The organism is Vibrio chagasii (assembly GCF_002954585.1).
GTDB lineage: Bacteria > Pseudomonadota > Gammaproteobacteria > Enterobacterales > Vibrionaceae > Vibrio > Vibrio chagasii_A.
The window spans coordinates 1,119,811-1,136,734 of sequence record NZ_MSCI01000001.1; the positions used below are offsets into that span (position 1 = coordinate 1,119,811).

Sequence of the window (16,924 nt, forward strand, 5' to 3'; positions counted from 1 at the left end):
CATATTTGAACAGTTCTTAAGCATTGCTTTTTGATTTAATGATTAAATAAACACACAATTTTAACGTGTATAAAAAGATAAAATTGAATAATTACCGCGTCCATTCAAAAAAAACTTGGTAGAAAATTTAAAGTTTCCTTAATTACAGAGGTTTACTGAGACTATTATCTGAACACCCGAACTTTACTGCTGAACAATCTGGTAGAAAATCTCTGTATGAATGAATTTTATCTATCTGAAGGGTGTGCGCATACCCATATTCAGAAAGTCAATAATAGTTTCAACACTTGACAGCTGTCATTACTAAAACTTTGACACCGAATGCTCTCGGACTATCTTGTATATACTCTTTCAACTTGAAGATGCAGGTATCAGTACCTGAAAATTATCTGTAATTCTGGATACAAGTGAGCCTGCAACTTCTGGTAACGTCACATCGAAAAACTTTTTGATAGCAGAAGTGCATGCTGTTTTGGAGGGAAAATAGACATTGTTCCTCACATGCTCATTCATTACTTTCCAAAGCCGCTCTATTGGATTTAAGTTTGGGCTGTATGGGGGTAAGTAATGAAGCTCTATATTGAGTACTTTTGCCGCATTCCTAACCATTTCTTACCGATGGTAGGCCGCACCATCAAGCACATTATGCACGGTTTGCTCTAGTGGATAATGCTCTTTCTTGAGTTTCCAAAAGAAGCGAACAATGCTCTCGCTATCTATCGTTTCATAAGTATCTGTGATCGTCGCGCTGATGTTTTTCAATGACAGAGCACCGATTAGGTTCACTCGAGTGCGGCTACCTGTCGTTTCAATTAGCTTATCCTGTCCCTTACGGATCCAACCACAGCTAAGTTTTGTTGATTGAGTTGGATGAACGGCGTCCATGAAAAGTACAGGCGCATCCTTGGGCTTAAGTACCTCGTTTTAATACTCGATAAATGCTTGCTGCTCTTTAGGCTTTAGTTTACGTGGTACACCTTTGGGCTTTTTGTATACAAAACCGTGGTGATGTAACCACTTATTCATCCCAGAAACGGTGTAGCTCACACTGAATTCAGCTTCGACGTAAGTAATGATTTGACGCGTATGAAAATAGGCATTCTCAGTCAAATGCTCGATGAGCTGAATCGTCTGAGTATCAGAAAGTAGACTCTGGCTCCCGCCATTCTCAGGTTTAAGTTTTTCAGATAGAGCATAATCACTAAAATGACGAGAAACTGTAGATTCATGGATACGAAGGGCTTGAGAGATCATAGTCGGACTCCAACCTTCGGAAGCTAGCAAGACAGCTTTTATACGGTCGCATACTCGACGATCACGCTCAGTATTGTGCATCTGTTCGAGTTGTTGTTTTTACTCAGGAGTTAGCACCATTTTCATGGTGAGTAGCATGATCCTGATTTCATTGAAAATCAAGCATCTCCAATGATCACGGGTATAGACACTCAACATTCACAATATTCTAAAAACGACTATGAAGAATAATTATAATTTTATACTATCAGAATAAGTTTACGGCTTATCAGTTTGAGAAATAAAACATCCGATATCTTTGATATCGAGAACCCAACCAACGTGAACATTCAATTACGCTAGGTGCAATATTATTCATATTGGTAAAGCAGGGTTCCTCTACTGATTATGAGATGGGATTTGCAACATTAATCGGTTTATAAAATATAAAATACAGCCAAGAAAGATTTAGCAGTCTATTTTAAAAGTTTCTTATAAATTTCGATAATATTATCTACAGTAAAACTCATATTTTCTGAAGACAACATAACACCAGGGTATGCGTTTAAACTGACTAATACAACTAAGTAACTTTCATAATCGGTTGATTCTACATCTGTACAAAGTTTTAGATAAGAGTAAATGATGTCAAAAAACTCTTCCTTAATGTCGGACTTTAATAGAATCAACTTGTTTATTGAAACTGAATATCTGTAGTTCTCCACAAAAATAGATGTAAAAATAAGGACCAACTCTTTGAAGGTCAACTTATCAATTAATCTAATTCGTTGTTCAAGTATGTAGGCGTATGATTCAATAAACAATTGTTCTTTGTTTTCATAGTAATAATATAATAGTGACGATGATACATTTGCAGATTTAGCAATCTCTGCGATTTTAACATCACTATAACTTAATGAGGAAAAGTGTAAAAAAGCACTTTCCATTATTTTATTTCTTTTTAAAAGTTCCTTTGATTTCATTAAAGCTCGCTATTTCAAAAAATAAATCTGGTCAATTTATAGAAAAAAACTTTCAATTTAACCACTTAAAACATAGATCAATTATTAACAGTCGTATAAAAATGTCAAATTATAAAATTGACAAAAAACTCATTCGACCAGTTGTTAATTAAAAGTTAAAACCTACGAAAACAACACTTTCGGTAGTGGATTTTCAGTAGGAATCATAAAAAGATAACTTTTTAAAGGTATTTTAATGGTATTTTTACGAGGCAAAATCGATTATTGTAGTTCAAAGCAATCTTGAAAGTTGAAAATAACGGCGATAAATTCAATATTTTTTTTCTAACTTGAATTGGCTTAGTAAAAAAAGATAATGAGATTCATTTACTACGTCAGAAATCTGCTTCATCTACCGAATAAAGACCTTTTTATTCAATCTATATTCTTATATGGGGCTTTTAATTTACTAACTATCAAATTTATTTAGAGAGGGGTGAACATGGCCTCTACATCCTTGATGTAAGATATACACTTGAATTTTCCTTAATTAAGCATAAGGAAATGTAAGCATTCTAATTAGATATTTAATTTATGATTCCATTTACAATCATTTTTGGAACTGAGATCAAATATTGTTTAATCGTATGTATGAAATAGACGAAGAAGGCGTTGTTGCCTAAAATAGTTGAACCTTTTCCAAGTCCTGCGATCTGATCATTTGAAACGATTGGAATGGTGGTGATATGGGTAAATCAAACAAGAAGATAACTAACTGGTCGGAGTACAATAAGGCTCTTTGTAAACGTGGTTCGGTTACATTCTGGATAGAGGATTCAGCCGTAGATGCATGGTGATGCAAAACCCATCATGGTAGGCGTGGGAGAGGCTTTCAGTACTCTGATACAGCGATTGAAACCGCCTTGATGATTAAGGGCATCTTCACTATTCCTTTACGTGCTCTTCAAGGCTTTATCGACTCTATCTTTGAGCTATTAGATGTTCCACTAACGTCCCCTGATTATACCTGTATCTATAAACGCTCGAAGACAGTTCAGGTCAAATATCGCAATAAATCGAGAGGGGCTTTTCGCCATATAGCCATTGATTCTGCTGGCCTCAAAGTCTTTCGTCAGGGTGAGTGGAAAGTGAATAAGCATGGTGCAGAAATGTAGGACATGGCGTAAACTGCACTTAGCTGTAGATGTGGATACTCACGAACCGATGAGTGCGGAAGTCGGTCTTGTAAATGTAGGCGATAGTGAAGTGTTACCGACGTTACTCAACCCACTACGTTGAAAGGTCGCTGCCGTACCCGCCGATGGAGTATATGACACAAAAATGGCTACGAGACTCTGAAAAAATAAAGACTGTACTTCGTTAATACCGCCTCGAAAGAATGCAGCTCTTTGGGAAGACGGTCATCCCAGAAACAAAACGGTAATAACTCTGAGAGATGGAACAATATCGAAATGGAGAACAGAGTCTGGTTATCACTATCGTTCAATATCTGAAACTGTTATGTCCCGATATAAAGGACTAACAAGCAGTTAATTGAGCTTGAGATGTTACAACGCTCAACTGGGCGAAATCATGGCGAATGTCAAAGCGATTAACAAAGTCATAGGACTAGGTATGCCCGTTAGAAATTAACGGATAGCTACATATGGTATCGTTGATCTTCAAGCTGATTCGATCAACAACACCACTACAAACTAGCGAGTACTACTTAAGCAACTTATTATAGGCTTCAAGCAAATTATGCATCTTAAAATTGGCTTCCTTGGGGCATGACATTACTTCCTGACTGGGTATCAAGCCCATTAGAACCGCTAAATATGTATCGTAATCTGTCAATTTAATATCACTACATAACTTAAAACAAGAATACACAACTTCATGTATATCGTGCTTGGCATCGCGATTAGAAGAAGCAACCTCACTAATTGATGCAGAGAACTTATAGTTTTCCAGAAAAACTGATGTATACAATAACACTAACTTCTTAAAGGTAAGCTTACTAACCGACTTTACTCTTTGATTGATAATATGAGCATAAGACTCTACAAATAAGTGCTCTTTGCTTTCATAATAATAATAAATCAGGGATGGCGAAACACCTGCAGAGTTTGCGATTGCGTTTACTTTTACATTTCTATAACTAGTTTTTGAAAAATGGGCTATTGCACTTTGAAGTATTTTTTTTCTTTTTACTGCTTCACTTGGCTTCATGTTTTGTACGGCTCAATATTGACTTATTTAAATCAACTATGATTTATAATGAAAAGTTAGATTTACGAAAAGTCACCCTAACTATTTACATAGAAAATACATAATTAACGCCATGTTCACTTAACTAAACACTTTGAATTATATTGCTGTAGATAAAAGCATTACAATTAAGAGCCTTTACCATCGCATACCAAATTGCTATTCAAGCCATCGTCCTGCACTGCATTACTTTCATCATCAAGGCTATTAGTTTAACCAATAACTACTGCAATAAAACTAAGAGTAATACTGATGTACTGTCTATCCACCTTAATGATCAGACCAGTTTTAGAACGTGTAAATGATAAGCTCTCCATTTGGTACGTTGTTAGTTAAAATCGGAGCGCATTAACCTCTAAATCAAACAAAAAAAACTAATTAAAATATAACAAAAACCTAAAAATATATAAAAATACATAAAAAAACACATAAGTTACTGATAATAATATCAAAAATATAATCATAAAAATTTACAAGAAAGCCATAACAACTTCACGCCTCTTCTCGGTCTGGCCTAACTAGCCGTAGCTTAGTTTCATATCAAACAACCAACTTATGCCGCTTTATATTAATATATCTCAATATGATCGTTTTTAGCTTCTGGAGGAAAGCCTCTTTTCATCCTTTAGTCATTTTGATTAAGTCTCTCCTTTCCCCTTTAAAGAAAGACTTTAAGTGTCATAGTTCTGTATTTTACTTATATAAGGTAGCACTGGGATAATATTTACTGTAATTGCTTATTCTTAATATTTTGCAATGCCCGTAGTTAATCACAACAAACGGTTTTTATACTGCTCAGGAGTTTGACCTGAATACTTCTTGAACATACTGATGAAAGGGCTGGCTTGGTTGTAGCCTAATGTAAGCGCAACTTCTTTAACCGATTGCCCATTTCTTAGCAGATCCATTGAGTATAAATAACGAACACGCAGTCGCCATTCAGTAAAACTCATACCTAATTCACTCTGGCAATGACGCGACAAAGTGCGCTCGGTAGTATGGACTTTCTCCGCCCAATCTTTCAACGAAACTTCATCCGTTGGGTTTTCTTCTATCGCCGCTAAAATAGGCGCAAGGTATTTGTTGTCGGTTGAAGGTAAGAAGTGGTGTTCAACTTGACGCTCTGCGAGTTGATCCAATAAGACCTGAACCAGTCTCTTGTCTGGTTCGGTTTGTGCCACGTTGATATCACGCTGACGAAAGTCATCAATGATCGAAGAGACTATCGGCGTGATCTTAATTAGGCTGGTCTTTTCTGGCAGGTGCTGAGTTAGCTCTGGGGCGATATTCAGTGAGCAGTAATCAAGCGGTTTACGGTTATAACTGCAGTGCCTAACCCCTGCTGGCACCCAAATAGCGAGATGTGGCGGCGCCAAGAAACGAGTTCCCTCGGCCTCCATTTCAAGAATCCCACCACTGATCAACTGAACCTGTCCCCAAGGGTGACTGTGGACACGCGTTTCAGTATTCGATAAGAACGCTTCAAAATTCATAAATACGTTGGATGGTGCCTTATCAATTGATAAGGATGGGTGAAGGTTTCTTGGGTGTTTTTTCAAACTTGTCTTCCTATCGCGCCTGATGTCTTTTTAAAGATATCTGTAAGTATAACGACCTGTCAAACTAGCCGCATCAACTCATTTTGCGATGGAATTCACATGCATTATCTTTTACCTTTTTTCACAGTCTGTATCTGGGGTGCCAATGCGATAGTCAACAAGCTCGCTGCAAGCACCATCGAACCAAGCGCGATGAGTTTTTACCGTTGGTTTATTGCGATGTTAATTCTGACTCCTTTTTGCATTCGCTCGGTTGTCAAACAATGGCCAACCATTAAGCCTAACTTATCAAAGCTGGCTTTCCTTGGCTTTCTAGGTATGGTGTTGAACCAATCTTTAGGTTACTACGCAGGCTTAACCACTTCCGCTTCGAACATGGCTTTGATTACATCATTAGTGCCATTGATCAGCGTATTCCTTAGCGTTCCACTGCTTAACAAGTCAATTTCAAGTTTGAGTATTGTAGGCGGTGTGTTGTCTCTATCAGGCTTAGCATTAATGCTTGGTAAAGGCGATCCCCTATTCTTCATCCATCAAGAGTTAACGCAAGGCGATGGCTACATGTTAATCGCAGCTTGTGTGTATGCTTCTTACTGCGTGTTGCTAAAACGTTGGAAAATGCCGATAAGCAATTGGGTAGTCATCTACATGCAAGGGATATTCGCGGTCGCGATGTTGGCACCACTTTGGCTAACCAGCGATCAGCTAGTGCCTTCACAACAAGCCATTCCTTTGATTGCTTACGCAGCGGTAGCGGCTTCTATTTTAGCACCTTGGATGTGGGTCAAAGCGATTGACACGATTGGCGCTGATTCAAGTGCGATGTTCATGAACTTAATGCCTGTCGTCGCGATTGTATTGGCATCAACATGGTTAGGCGAAGAGATTAACCAGTTCCATATCATTGGCGGTATCATGGTCGTTTCTGGTGTTATCCTTGCTCAAGTAAAAAGAAAACCAAGACTGGAAGCGCCACTACCTCAACAAAGTTAAGTAAAGTTCCCATACTTTAAGCTTCCTACACACGAACAAGTTCCACTTAACAATGCCTGCGTTACTCCGCAGGCATTTTCGTTTTGTTCACACCGCTTTCAAATTCCGTTAATGCACACTTGCTGTATTGCAACCTGTGTCCGAGTCATTTTTAATGCATTGAGTACTGTTTAAGTTGTAAAAGGAAGTACAATGATTCAACCAAAGCTACCTTTGCTTATCTCATCGCTTATCGCTCTCTCTTCGACTTCAGCTATTGCTGCTTCTGTACCCTCTGGCACTTCACTCGCCAAAGACAGCATTTTGTTCGTGGGAATGGTGCAGAGCCAAATACGCTAGACCCTAGCTTCGTCAACTCAGGCATGCCAGGAGATATTATCGTCAACGATATGTTTGAAGGCTTTGTTATCGAGAACAGCGATGGACAAATAATTCCGGGACAAGCTGACAGTTGGAGGTTCAGCGACGGGGGAAAGACGGTCACATTCGTTTTAAAAGATGGTCTGAAGTGGTCAAATGGTGATCCTGTTACCGCAGCAGACTTTGTGTTTGGTTGGCAACGTGCCGTGTCTCCTAAAACGGGCAATAACACCGGTTTTGTTTTCTCGACGGCAAATATCGTCAACGCCAGTGAAATTCTATCTGGAGACAAAGTTCCCTCAGAGTTGGGGATTAAAGCACTGGACGAGCGCACGGTAGAGATCTCTTTATCGAAACCTACTCCCTACTTCAATGAGTTTAATGAGTTTAATGAGTTTAATGAGTTTAATGAGTATTAAAACCTTCTTCCCTCTGCCAACTAAATTAGTAGAAGAGAAAGGAGATCAATGGACTCGTGCGGAAAACATCACGACCAATGGTGCTTACACTCTCAGTAAATGGGTTCCCAATGAATACGTCGAAGTGACGAGAAACCCAAACTATTGGGGTAACGATTCAACGGTTATTAATAAGGTAACCTACCTAGGGTTATCATCTCAAAACGCTGAGCTTATTCGTTATCAGTCTGGTGAGATTGATATGACCAATCGCGTGCAGCTTGAGTACTACCAAAAACTTGTCAAAGAGAGCCCTGAGCAAATTAAAGCGCAAGCTTTGCTAGATTCTTACGTCTACTCGTTCAATACGCGTCAGGCGCCATTTGATGATGTCAGAGTACGTCAAGCACTAAGCATGGCCGTCGACCGTCAAATACTAGTAGATAAGGTAACAGGGCAAGGTGAACCCGAAGCCTACAGCGTGACACCGAATAATATTCCTAACTACACGGCGCCGAAATCAGTATTTGAAGCATTAAATAGTGTCGAACGCCAAGCCAAAGCGAAACAGCTACTTGAAGACGCTGGATACAACAAAGCAAACCCTCTGAAATTCACACTCACCTATAACACCAGCGAGAACCACAAAAAAATTGCCATCGCAATTGCCTCTATGTGGAAGCCTCTAGGGGTACACGTTGAATTACAAAACATGGAATGGAAAGCATACGTTGCAGCAAAAGGAACCGGAGACTATCAACTTGCTCGTTCATGGGCATTTGGCGATTACCCAGAACCTTCTGCTCTTCTAGAAGCATTCACTTGCGATCACACAGCAAACGAAAGTGGTTTCTGTAATCCAGAATACGATGAGCTTTTACAGCAAGCAAGCAAGACGGAAGATCAGGCTAATCGCTTTGCTTTATACCAGCATGCTGAGTCGATATTAAACGAATCCGCAGCAGTTATGCCTCTATATCACTACAATCACACTCGATTAGTGCGAAATACCCTCAAAGGCTTCCCAAACAACAATCCGAAAGGAAATATCTACGCTAAGGATCTATACTTCATACAACAGTAAAAGTGAGCTCAACAATAAAGACTTTTAACTACCACTTTGGTGGTAATGAAGATAGAATCACTTTAACGAACCAGATAAAACAACGGTTAGTTGGCTAACATTATAAAGGTACCGCGATGAGTACCTAGCGGCTTAAAAACACCTAGCACTGCGCTAGGTGTTTTTTTCAGTATCGAACTCCATGAGCCTATTCCACTACCTCATAAGCCCAACAAACAACAACCTTCACCTGCTTGTCATCCGTTTGAAAAAATACTCGTAACCTTGAGATTATCCGCTTTAAATTATGTCGTCTTAAGTATATTGTTATTAGCAAGTAACACGCATGTTATGCAATAAAATAATAATGAAGGAAGACACATGAGCAGTAACAATAGCCGACAAGATGGTAAACGAGACGTTACTCTGCGTTTTTTAGCTGAACCCGGGGATGTGAACTTTGGTGGTAAAGTTCATGGTGGCGCAGCAATGAAATGGATCGATTTAGCGGCCTATGCTTGCTCTGCAGGATGGAGTGGTAAATATTGCATTACAGCCTACGCTGGTGGTATTCGATTTGTTGCCCCAATCCATGTAGGTAACTTGGTAGAAGTAAGTGCAAAAGTCATCTATACCGGTTCCTCTTCTATGCATATTGCTATCGATGTACAAGCCAGCGATCCTAAAGAATTGAATAACCGACTAACCACTCACTGTATCGTTATTATGGTTGCAGTGGATGAAAATGGTAACCCGACTAAAGTTCCAGAATGGATTCCAGAAACACCAGAAGACATCGAACTAAGAGATTCAGCTATTCGCCTCATGAACATGCGAAAGCAGATCGGTGAAGAGATGGAAGCGCACGTGAAGTACCTGAAATAAGGTTAACCATTAGCCCTACATTATCATTTAACAGCTATTTTCAGCCCAAATAGTTTCAGTGCCAGGCACTCGCTTGGCATTCGTTTATCTAACTCTACCTTCCTATCTAATAAGCCCCAAAAGCACTCTGTTACGCCCATAGAACGTGATTCTCAGCCAACACTTAGAATGAATTGCCCTAAGCTCAATGATTTATTTTGACTGTAATAAAGTCGTCATTTTGCTCTGGTTAAATACCGCCAATCATAATGGATGTATTAAATTTCCCGGAGCCACACTTGAGCGTCACACGCCCCACTCTTAGCGAAGCTACACTGAACAATTTGAAGGCTGTTGAGTACCAATGGGTTAGAACTTTGTACGTCGAAGGCTACGACAGTAATGAGATCAACCACTACATCCAAACCTGTTTCGGCGGTGACTCGACGTTTGCGGATCTGTTTCGTCGCGTGGCCTTGGATCAAGAAAGTATCTATGTATTACTGCAACACCTTGGATGCGCTCCTTCGAGTAAAGAGTTCTGACTCAATACTCAACCAAACACTTCACAAAGCTAATATCCAAATCACCTTATATAAGCATATGAAATAACGAGCAAAAGCTCTAAAAGACACAGTTGTGTCTATGTCCTTTTTTATGCAATATCTATAGTTGTTGCATACAAATCATTGAAGTATCACGCAATGGAATATTAGCAATATATCAATAGACCAATCGCCCCTTATACTGAATGTCTGATTTGTGAGACTAGTTCATTTCCTCAAGTAACCGAGATGATGCAGTCAGTGTTTAGGAGAGAAGTGACTCGAAACTTTGAATACTTAAGCCGTTGTAAACATAACAACCGCGCTGGGTAGACAGTTAACGAGTAAAGCTGACACAAAGGTGAGATAAAAACAGCAGGCATAAAAAAACCCAAGTAAATACCTGGGTTAGAGTTACAAAAACCACTAATCATTAATAGCGTAAGGAACCTGATTAGTAGCCAGCTATGCGTAACCTGAGGGTTATTTTTATTACTGATCGGCGGCCAAACCAAATGATGTAATAAAAATGCCAATATAGAGCGACCTAATGGTCGCTCTTTTTCTTTCTTATAGGATACAGCTTATCCTTTTACACCACCTGCCGTCAAACCGCCAACTAACCAGCGTTGAGCAAGTAAGAACACGATAGTGATAGGAAGCGCTGAAAGTACAGCCGCTGCCGCAAAGTCACCCCATAAGTAGTTCTGAGGGTATAGGTATTGCTGCATACCTACGGCTAGCGTGTAAGAGTTCACATCAGTAAGTAGGATAGACGCTACTGGAACCTCACCCACTGTTGCAATGAACGACAGGATAAACACAACCGCTAGAATTGGCACAGACAACGGCAGTAGAACCAGTCTGAATGCTTGCCATGGCGTTGCACCGTCCAGTGCTGCAGCCTCTTCCAAAGAGTTATCAATCGTCTCAAAGTAGCCTTTAATCGTCCAAACGTGCAGTGCGATACCGCCTAAGTAAGAGAAGATCAAACCACCGTGCGTATTTAAGCCTAAGAACGGAACGTATTGTCCAAGTTTGTCGAATAGCGCGTAAATCGCTACAAGAGCCAATACCGGAGGGAACATTTGGAAAATCATCATCGCTTTCAGGATTGTATTTTTACCTTTAAAGCGCATACGAGCAAACGCGTAAGCTGATGTCGTAGACAGTGCCACAATCAGAATAGATGTAATACCCGCCACTTTCACTGAATTCCACAACCAAGTCAGTACTGGGAATGGTGGTGTTGTTACCGAACCATCCGCGTTTGTTACTGAGATGCCTAGTGCAAGTTTCCAGTGCTCCAGCGATGGATTGTCTGGAATCAAGCTACCCGTTGCGAAGTTACCTTCACGGAACGAGATCGCGATGATCATCAGTAGTGGGAAGATAATCATTGCCAGGAAGCACCACAACAGTGCATGTGTTGCCCACACTCGGTATTTAAGGCCTTTACCTTGTACCATAGCCATTGTCGTGCTCCTTAATCTTGAGACAGTTTAGTGAAACGAAGGTTTAGTAACGCTAGTGCACCAACCAATAGGAAGATAAGCGTCGCGATAGCACTTGCTAGACCGAAGTCTTGACCGCCGCCGCCTTCGAATGCGATTCGGTAGGTGTAGCTTACAAGCAAGTCTGTGTAACCCGCTGGCTCAGAAGTACCAATCATGTTCGGGCCACCGTTCGTTAATAGTTGAATCATTACGAAGTTGTTGAAGTTAAAGGCGAACGCTGCAATCAATAGCGGTGTTAGCGGCTTAATCATCAATGGGAAAGTGATTCGCTTGAAGTTATCAAGGAAGTTCGCACCATCGATTGCTGACGCTTCGTATAGGTCATCAGGAATCGCTTTAAGCAGACCCATACATAGAATCATCATGTAAGGGAAACCTAGCCATGTGTTTACAATCAACACCATGGTTTTCGCAAGAATCGGGTCAGAGAACCAGTTCGGGCTTAGGCCGAAGATATTCTCAAGCACCATGTTGATCTCACCAAAGCTCTGGTTGAATAGACCTTTAAAGATAAGAATCGAGATGAACGCTGGTACCGCATAAGGCAGAATAAGTAGAACTCGGTAAATAGAACGACCTTTCAGCTCTTCCCACTGTACGATGTTTGCAAGTACAAGACCGATAATCAGAGTGAACGCCACAGTACATACAGAGAAAATAACCGTCCAGATGAAGATGCTGATGAAAGGTTCTTTAATACCGTCATCTTTCCATACACGTTCAAAGTTGTGCGTACCGATGCCAACGACAAAGCCAGGAGAAATAGTGTTACCAGTAAACTCACCGTTTGCATCAACAGGTTGGTAGAAACCGACTTCCATATTTGGCTTTAATACATCACCAGTTTCATTGTTAACCAGTGTTTCGCCATCTTCTTGTAGCGTGTAAAGCGGAGCAACAGAGGCAAACTTACGCAAACCGCTCATGCGGATGTCATCGCCGTTTGGCAGATGGAAATCTACGCCACTGATCGCTGCTCGGTTTTGAATAATCGCTTTGATCTTCTCTTTTTCACCTTGAGTCGACTCGATAGCCGATAGGTCCATATCTGTCGCTGTCATGCCTCCTAACGAAAATACTTCAGTCGCTAACAGTTGATCGCCATCTTTAACCACGATTTGATGGCCGTTATCTGTTTTGTACAAAGTGAATGGGTAGCTTTCGCCGCTTTGGAAAGAGCGGTCTAAAAGAACGGTTTGAGTACGTTCTAGAGAAAGTTGGTTTTTTGAGCTGTAGTTAGTAAACGCAAGCCCAACGGTGTATGCCAATGGGAAAAGAATGAACAAGATCATTCCGGCAATACCCGGGTAAATATAACGGTGGGCGTAAGTTTTCTTACTACCAAAAATGTAAAGAGCTAAAGCCGTTAAGATCACTGTAAGCAGCGCAAAAGCGAGCTCACCGCGAGAATACATTAGAATTGTAGCGTAGCCATTAATTAAGCCAACGCTACCAAGCAACCCCCATTTGATGAAGACGCTTTTACTGCCTGGAAGGCTTGATGGTGCTGGGATAGCATCTGTACCTTGAACTGACTGCATAGAGGAACCTGCTAGCGATATAGATAAAAAATAGAAAAGTAAGGAGAGGTTACCCTCTCCTTAAAAGGTAGTGCTTAGTTATTACTTAGTCATGCGATCTTCAGCACCTTTCAGCGCTTGGTCTACTGTTTGACGACCATCAACTACGTTGCCGATCGCTTCTTCCATGCTGTACCAGAACGTTGTGAACTGAGGGATGTTAGGCATGATTTCGCCGTTCATCGCGTTGTCCATTGTCGCTGCGATACGAGTGTCGCTGTCTAGTTGACGTTGGAAAGAGTTTAGAGCAACAGCGCCAAGTGGTTTATCGTCGTTCAGGCTCTTCATACCTTCATCAGTTAGTAGATAGTTTTCCATGAACTCAACCGCTAGGTCACGGTTTGGAGAAGCTGTGCTGATACCACCAGCCCATACGCCAACGAAAGGTTTAGATGCTTTACCGTTGAACTTAGGTAGAGTTGCTACGCCGTAGTCTACGCCAGCTTTCTCGATGTTTGCCCAGCCCCAAGGACCGTTGATTGTCATTGCAACGTTACCTGCAACGAACTCAGACTCCGCTACTGAGTAGTCCATGTCTGCAGAGATAACTTTGTCTTGTACCATTTTCTCGATGAAACCTAGTGACTTCTGAACACCTTCAGTCGCTACGCCTGCATCTTTAATGTCGTAACCTTCAGCAACCTGTTTGAATGCGTAACCGCCGTCAGCTGCTAGTAGAGGCCATGTGAAGTATGCGCCACCACGTAGAGGCCACATGATCGCTTTCTTACCTTCTTTTTGAAGTTCAGCGTTAAGTGCTGGGATTTCTTCCCAAGACTTAGGTGGGTTAGGAACAAGTGCTTTGTTGTAGATTAGAGAAACTGACTCAACAGCAACTGGGTAAGCGATTGTTTTACCCTCGTAAGAAACTGCGTCCCATGCGAAGTCTACGATACCTTCTTTTGTTTCTTTAGAAGGTTTGATATCAACAAGAAGACCCGCTTCTGCAAAACCACCAAAACGGTCGTGTGCGTAGAAAATCATATCTGGGCCGTCACCAGCCGCTGCAACTTGAGAGAACTTCTCTTCTAGTTTGTCAGGGAAAGCTACTGTTACTTTAACGCCAGTGTCTTCTTCAAATCGTTTACCTACTTCAGCCATCCCTTCGTAAGCTTTGTCACCACCTATCCAGATTGTTAGTTGTCCTTCTTCGATAGCAGCGTTTGCACCAAAAGAACCCAATGCAACTAATGTACCTAGAGCTACAGCGCTTAGAGCGTTTTTCATGTTAATATCCTTTTTATACTTATACGTAGGGCACATCAGCCAAGACGAGCCAGTTATCGACAGTTATGATCTGAGAAAACACTCACTAGCTCATCATCCTAGCCACTACGCCCTAGCTATTATGGCTTAAATTCGTGATCACCATCCGGTCAGATTAGAGACTAAAATCACAAAAAACGCACTCAGCGTGATCGGCATCACCGTTATCCGGTGAATTTATTTGAACTGGATCGCTAATTATTATTGAGCTCATTTATCTACTCATCCCCTCCTACTCCCCCTAGTTAATTTTCCATTAGGAGGATGTGCGCTTACGCTAATTCACCGAGACTACGTTCATCCGAGAGTGGATAGTGAGAACTCTTTCCCAGCGAGTATTATGTGTATCGCATGATTCATTAAGCTGGCTTAGCTGCCCGCTGTTGTCTTTATTAGGCATCAAGCTAAACCTGTGATGGAATCACGGGGGAGGTTTAGCTTGTTGTGGGGGAAATAGGCATCAGTTTGGCAATGACGGTGGGGCTTGGGTAACGATTCAAGCCCCACCCACTTTTTTTACTCACTCAGTACTTACCAATTCCTACAGTTACTGCTGGCCCACAAATTTCTTATAATGATAAGCAGTACAACTTAAAATTTGATCGAGGACGAGCTAGATGGCGAGTGTCACTTTAAAAAACGTTTATAAATCATATGGCGATGTACAGATTTCTAAGGACGTAAACCTAGAGATCAACGAAGGTGAATTCGTCGTATTCGTTGGACCATCAGGCTGTGGTAAATCGACGTTGTTACGTTGTATCGCAGGTCTAGAAGACATCACTTCAGGTGATTTGTACATTGGCGACGAGCGTATGAACGACGTTGAGCCATCAAAGCGTGGCGTAGGTATGGTATTCCAATCATACGCGCTATACCCTCACCTAAACCTTTACGACAACATGTCTTTTGGCCTTAAGCTAGCGAAAGCGGATAAAGCTGAAATCGATAAGCGTGTTGAACATGCAGCTGAAATCCTGCAGCTTGGTCACCTACTAGAGCGTCAACCTAAAGCGCTTTCTGGTGGTCAACGTCAGCGTGTTGCGATTGGTCGAACACTGGTTTCTCAACCAAACGTATTCCTACTGGATGAGCCGTTATCTAACCTAGATGCTGCACTTCGTGTTCAAATGCGTTCACAAATCACGAAACTACAGCGTCAGCTTGGCTGCACCATGATCTACGTTACCCACGACCAAGTGGAAGCGATGACAATGGCTGACAAAATCGTTGTTCTTGATGGCGGTTACGTATCTCAAGTGGGTAAGCCACTGGACCTTTACCACTACCCTCAAAACCGTTTTGTTGCTGGCTTCATTGGCTCACCTAAGATGAACTTTATGTCTGTACACATTGAACAAGCGGAAGCAGAGCGCGTACTGGTACAGCTTTCAAACGGCATGACTTTCTGGATCCCTGTTGATGGTACAACCGTTAACGTTGGTGACCGCATGTCACTAGGTGTTCGTCCAGAGCACTTGATGTCTGCAGAAGCGGGCGACGCAACGATTGAAGGCGAAGTGATGATTGTTGAGAAGCTAGGTAACGAAACTCAAGTTTACCTAAACCTTGAAAGTGCAGATGCCGACGTTATCTACCGTCAACCAGATACTCTAACAGTAGAGCCTGGCGACAAACTTGCTATCGGTATCCCAGCGCACCGTTGTCACCTGTTCCATAGCGATGGCAAAGCATGTCGTCGTCTGTACAAAGAGTACGGCACTGAATAAGCGCTAAGCCTTTAAGATATAACTTGCCCAATTCAAATCCCTCTTACGCTGTAAGGGGGATTTTTCTTTAGATTCGACCAATATCAGTACGCAATAAAAACCAGTAAGCAATAAAAAAGGCCTAGCGTGTGCTAGACCTTTATCTGTTAAGTTTGAGCCTCAGCCCAACCAATCACTTAACAACGTCACCTAACATAGGTTTGTTTTAAGCTTAGTGGATTGGCGTATCATTCTTTTTGTTGAACTGACCAAAGTGCGCTTCTAATACTTCAGGTGTCAGTTTGCCTTCTGCTTCTAGTCGCTTAAATTCAGCAACGATCGCTTTTTGCTCTTCAAGTGATGGCAGTTTTACCTCAGGCTCATCGCCCATCTCTTGAGTCATCTGCTCTAGTTCTTTTTCAAAATCGCTCATGATACATACTTACCTAAATATTAAACTTAATCAGATTTTACTCATTTCCGCCCTATGATGCTAGGTTGATTGAAAGCAAAGCCCGAAACCAGATCAAGCTAAATGCAGTTAGAAGCAAATGAGCTCACCAATAAAAAGAGCCGGATTCACGAGAAATGAATCCAGTTCTTC

11 protein-coding genes and 3 pseudogenes are annotated in these 16,924 nt (G+C 41.3%); 6 read left to right on the plus strand and 8 right to left on the minus strand.

The genetic code is table 11. The annotated features are described in order from the left end of the window. Nucleotides 1–351: 351 nt before the first annotated feature. Nucleotides 352–1,335 (minus strand): annotated as a pseudogene (locus BTO10_RS05330) (IS630 family transposase). A 374-nt stretch (nt 1,336–1,709) separates the two neighbouring features. Continuing rightward, complete coding sequence (locus BTO10_RS05335; RefSeq protein ID WP_105023832.1) at nt 1,710–2,216, minus strand: TetR/AcrR family transcriptional regulator; 507 nt, start codon at nt 2,214–2,216, stop codon at nt 1,710–1,712. A 725-nt stretch (nt 2,217–2,941) separates the two neighbouring features. Here BTO10_RS05335 and BTO10_RS05340 point away from each other — a divergent pair. Beyond that, a pseudogene (locus BTO10_RS05340) lies at nt 2,942–3,848 on the plus strand (IS5 family transposase). 72 nt (nt 3,849–3,920) lie between these two features. Here BTO10_RS05340 and BTO10_RS05345 read toward each other — a convergent pair. Together BTO10_RS05345 and BTO10_RS05350 are read right to left on the minus strand one after the other, a co-directional pair. Beyond that, entirely contained in the window at nt 3,921–4,427 is a 507-nt protein-coding gene (locus BTO10_RS05345) for a TetR/AcrR family transcriptional regulator (protein ID WP_105023833.1), read from the minus strand. Nucleotides 4,428–5,236: 809 nt separating this feature from the next. Next, nucleotides 5,237–6,025 (minus strand): AraC family transcriptional regulator, encoded by a 789-nt coding sequence (locus BTO10_RS05350; protein ID WP_105023834.1) that lies wholly within the window; start codon nt 6,023–6,025, stop codon nt 5,237–5,239. 99 nt (nt 6,026–6,124) lie between these two features. Here BTO10_RS05350 and BTO10_RS05355 point away from each other — a divergent pair, with 99 nt between their 5' ends. The 4 genes and pseudogenes from BTO10_RS05355 to BTO10_RS05370 all read left to right on the plus strand — a co-directional run bounded on the left by BTO10_RS05355 (nt 6,125) and on the right by BTO10_RS05370 (nt 10,248). Continuing rightward, entirely contained in the window at nt 6,125–7,018 is an 894-nt protein-coding gene (locus BTO10_RS05355; RefSeq protein WP_105023835.1) for a DMT family transporter, read from the plus strand. Nucleotides 7,019–7,210: 192 nt separating this feature from the next. Next, a pseudogene (locus BTO10_RS05360) lies at nt 7,211–8,860 on the plus strand (peptide ABC transporter substrate-binding protein). Nucleotides 8,861–9,220: 360 nt separating this feature from the next. Then, nucleotides 9,221–9,724 (plus strand): acyl-CoA thioesterase, encoded by a 504-nt coding sequence (locus BTO10_RS05365; RefSeq protein ID WP_004737700.1) that lies wholly within the window; start codon nt 9,221–9,223, stop codon nt 9,722–9,724. 278 nt (nt 9,725–10,002) lie between these two features. Continuing rightward, the gene (locus BTO10_RS05370) at nt 10,003–10,248 is read left to right on the plus strand and encodes a hypothetical protein (protein ID WP_032498029.1); all 246 of its coding nucleotides are present in this window, start codon (nt 10,003–10,005) and stop codon (nt 10,246–10,248) included. Between the two features lie 584 nt (nt 10,249–10,832). Here the strand turns inward: BTO10_RS05370 and malG are convergent. The 3 genes from malG to malE form a co-directional block, all read right to left on the minus strand. Then, nucleotides 10,833–11,723, minus strand: a complete 891-nt coding sequence (gene malG / locus BTO10_RS05375) for a maltose ABC transporter permease MalG (protein WP_105023836.1) — start codon at nt 11,721–11,723, stop codon at nt 10,833–10,835. A gap of 11 nt (nt 11,724–11,734) precedes the next feature. Further along, on the minus strand, nt 11,735–13,306 hold the full coding sequence (gene malF / locus BTO10_RS05380) for a maltose ABC transporter permease MalF (RefSeq protein ID WP_105023837.1): 1,572 nt from the start codon (nt 13,304–13,306) through the stop codon (nt 11,735–11,737). A gap of 81 nt (nt 13,307–13,387) precedes the next feature. Further along, the gene (gene malE, locus BTO10_RS05385; protein ID WP_105023838.1) at nt 13,388–14,572 is read right to left on the minus strand and encodes a maltose/maltodextrin ABC transporter substrate-binding protein MalE; all 1,185 of its coding nucleotides are present in this window, start codon (nt 14,570–14,572) and stop codon (nt 13,388–13,390) included. A 656-nt stretch (nt 14,573–15,228) separates the two neighbouring features. On the opposite strand from malE, the gene malK reads away from it, so the two are divergent. Then, complete coding sequence (malK, locus tag BTO10_RS05390; RefSeq protein WP_105023839.1) at nt 15,229–16,341, plus strand: maltose/maltodextrin ABC transporter ATP-binding protein MalK; 1,113 nt, start codon at nt 15,229–15,231, stop codon at nt 16,339–16,341. Nucleotides 16,342–16,552: 211 nt separating this feature from the next. On the opposite strand, the gene BTO10_RS05395 is transcribed toward malK, so the two are convergent. After that, nucleotides 16,553–16,753 carry a hypothetical protein gene (locus BTO10_RS05395; protein ID WP_004737706.1) on the minus strand — a complete coding sequence of 67 codons (201 nt, stop codon included), beginning with the start codon at nt 16,751–16,753 and terminating at the stop codon, nt 16,553–16,555. Nucleotides 16,754–16,924 lie beyond the last annotated feature (171 nt).

Excerpts from the sequence above, each read along its gene's own strand:
- malK (WP_105023839.1), top strand. The coding sequence starts at position 15,229 with ATGGCGAGTGTCACTTTAAAAAACGTTTATAAATCATATGGCGATGTA.
- BTO10_RS05335 (WP_105023832.1), bottom strand. The coding sequence starts at position 2,216 with ATGAAATCAAAGGAACTTTTAAAAAGAAATAAAATAATGGAAAGTGCT.
- BTO10_RS05395 (WP_004737706.1), bottom strand. The coding sequence starts at position 16,753 with ATGAGCGATTTTGAAAAAGAACTAGAGCAGATGACTCAAGAGATGGGC.
- BTO10_RS05355 (WP_105023835.1), top strand. The coding sequence starts at position 6,125 with ATGCATTATCTTTTACCTTTTTTCACAGTCTGTATCTGGGGTGCCAAT.
- BTO10_RS05365 (WP_004737700.1), top strand. The coding sequence starts at position 9,221 with ATGAGCAGTAACAATAGCCGACAAGATGGTAAACGAGACGTTACTCTG.
- malE (WP_105023838.1), bottom strand. The coding sequence starts at position 14,572 with ATGAAAAACGCTCTAAGCGCTGTAGCTCTAGGTACATTAGTTGCATTG.
- malG (WP_105023836.1), bottom strand. The coding sequence starts at position 11,723 with ATGGCTATGGTACAAGGTAAAGGCCTTAAATACCGAGTGTGGGCAACA.
- BTO10_RS05345 (WP_105023833.1), bottom strand. The coding sequence starts at position 4,427 with ATGAAGCCAAGTGAAGCAGTAAAAAGAAAAAAAATACTTCAAAGTGCA.
- malF (WP_105023837.1), bottom strand. The coding sequence starts at position 13,306 with ATGCAGTCAGTTCAAGGTACAGATGCTATCCCAGCACCATCAAGCCTT.